Genomic DNA, 2,500 nt, shown 5'->3' with positions numbered 1-2,500 from the left:
TGCAGTCTAAGCTGCATATCCTTATAAAGGAGGTGATCCAGCCCCAGGTTCCCCTAGGGCTACCTTGTTACGACTTCACCCCAGTTACCAGCCATACCTTGGCAGCCTCCATCCCGAAGGTTTGGTCAACTGCTTCTGGTACAACCGACTCCCGTGGTGTGACGGGCGGTGTGTACAAGGCCCGGGAACGTATTCACCGTGGCATGCTGATCCACGATTACTAGCGATTCCGACTTCATGGAGTCGAGTTGCAGACTCCAATCCGGACTGAGACCGGCTTTACGGGATTCGCTTCAGGTCGCCCTGTCGCTGCCCTTTGTACCGGCCATTGTAGTACGTGTGTAGCCCTGGTCATAAAGGCCATGAGGACTTGACGTCATCCCCACCTTCCTCCGGTTTGACACCGGCAGTCCCTTTAGAGTGCTCAGCCGAACTGCTAGCAACTAAAGGCAAGGGTTGCGCTCGTTGCGGGACTTAACCCAACATCTCACGACACGAGCTGACGACAGCCATGCAGCACCTGTCACCAAGTTCTCCGAAAAGCACTCTTCTATTTCTAGAAGATTCTTGGGATGTCAAGACCAGGTAAGGTTCTTCGCGTTGCATCGAATTAAACCACATACTCCACCGCTTGTGCGGGCCCCCGTCAATTTCTTTGAGTTTTAATCTTGCGACCGTACTCCCCAGGCGGTCAACTTAATGCGTTAGCTGCGGCACAGAGGGGATCAACACCCCCTACACCTAGTTGACATCGTTTACGGCGTGGACTACCAGGGTATCTAATCCTGTTTGCTCCCCACGCTTTCGCACCTCAGCGTCAGTATTCAGCCAGAAAGTCGCCTTCGCCACTGGTATTCCTCCTGATATCTACGAATTTCACCTCTACACCAGGAATTCCACTTTCCCCTCTGATACTCAAGCCTAATAGTTTCAAATGCACTTCCACGGTTAAGCCGTGGGCTTTCACATCTGACTTATCAGGCCGCCTGCGTGCCCTTTACGCCCAGTAATTCCGAACAACGCTTGCACCCTCCGTATTACCGCGGCTGCTGGCACGGAGTTAGCCGGTGCTTCCTTTAAAGGTACCGTCAAACATAAAAAGTATTAATCATTATGCATTTCTTCCCTTTTGACAGAGCTTTACGACCCGAAAGCCTTCCTCACTCACGCGGCGTCGCTGCGTCAGGGTTGCCCCCATTGCGCAATATTCCTCACTGCTGCCTCCCGTAGGAGTCTGGCCCGTGTTTCAGTGCCAGTGTGACGGATCATCCTCTCAGACCCGCTAACCATCGATGCCTTGGTAGGCTCTTACCCCACCAACTAGCTAATGGTACGCAGACCCCTCCTCATGCAGTAGCTTAAATCAGAGGCCACCTTTTCTTATTACGCTTATGAAAAACAAGAACATCCGGTATTAGTCCACCTTTCGGTGGGGTATCCCAGACATAAGGACAGGTTATCTACGCGTTACTCACCCGTGCGCCACTCTACTAGAATTCCGAAGAATCCGTTCGCGTTCGACTTGCATGTGTTAAGCACGCCGCCAGCGTTCGTTCTGAGCCAGAATCAAACTCTCCAGTTTATATCCTAGCCACAATCACTTACGATTGGACTTACTTACTTCAAAAAAACCAAAATCAATTGGCCCGCTTGTTTACTGTTCAGTTGTCAAAGATCAAAGCCATTGTACATGGCCTCGGTATAACAGAAGTTATACTTTATGTACTGCGTAAGCTCTTGTCAAAACAAGAACATGTTGCTCAATAATGTTGGTCAAGCAACGGAGCGACAATCTACTGTAACTCCGCCGTGCCGTCAACCTTTTTTTTTACTGTTGTTAAAAGTAACTTTCAACAATTAAAAAGGTGTGATCGTTGATCACTGCCAACGACCTTCAGCATGCTGCCTGGCGATTGTATTCGTCAAGCAACGGAGCGGCAAACTACCTTACCGCGCTCTTGAAGTCAACCTCTTTTTTCCGGCTGTTTAAAATTTGTTTCAGCAGCCAACAGGTTGGAATTATTAAACAACTAACAATCCACTTCAAGCTGTGCCGTCCATGTTTCGTCAGGCACGGGGCGGGAAACTACTCGATCATCAATCGGTCGTCAATAACTATTTTTGCGATCAGTTGCTTTTTTCTCAATACACATGCAAACCTTAGAGACCATCATTGAGGAATACAAAAACAGTTGACCTATAACCACCTGAAACTTAATACATTATCAGGTACCTTGCCAAATGCCATATCGGAAACACCCTATTCCACCTTCTCTGCACACAGTAAGTAAAACTTTTAGTATTTGCTATTCTCAGGTCAAACACATTCTCTGAAATTTATTTTTGGCCTTCGTCTATTAGCTATTTTTTTATGAATTATACTTTCTTTTCCGTCATCTTTTCATGCAATTTACTGGAAAGGATACCTGATTTTTTCACTTTGATCGTAAATCCTTCCTCCAAAAAAAACGTGCATGAGTGGCGCAGTAATATTGTTAGA

The 2,500-nt window shown here is 47.5% G+C and carries 1 rRNA gene; it reads right to left on the bottom strand.

The features are described 5' to 3' along the window. Positions 1-25: 25 nt before the first annotated feature. Positions 26-1,582, bottom strand: a 16S ribosomal RNA gene (locus tag ACHZCY_RS00810). Positions 1,583-2,500: the final 918 nt, after the last annotated feature.

It is taken from the genome of Desulfogranum marinum, assembly GCF_963675105.2.
Lineage (GTDB): Bacteria > Desulfobacterota > Desulfobulbia > Desulfobulbales > Desulfobulbaceae > Desulfogranum > Desulfogranum marinum.
Note: the sequence above shows the minus strand (reverse complement) of the source record. Positions and strands in the feature narration are given on the sequence as shown.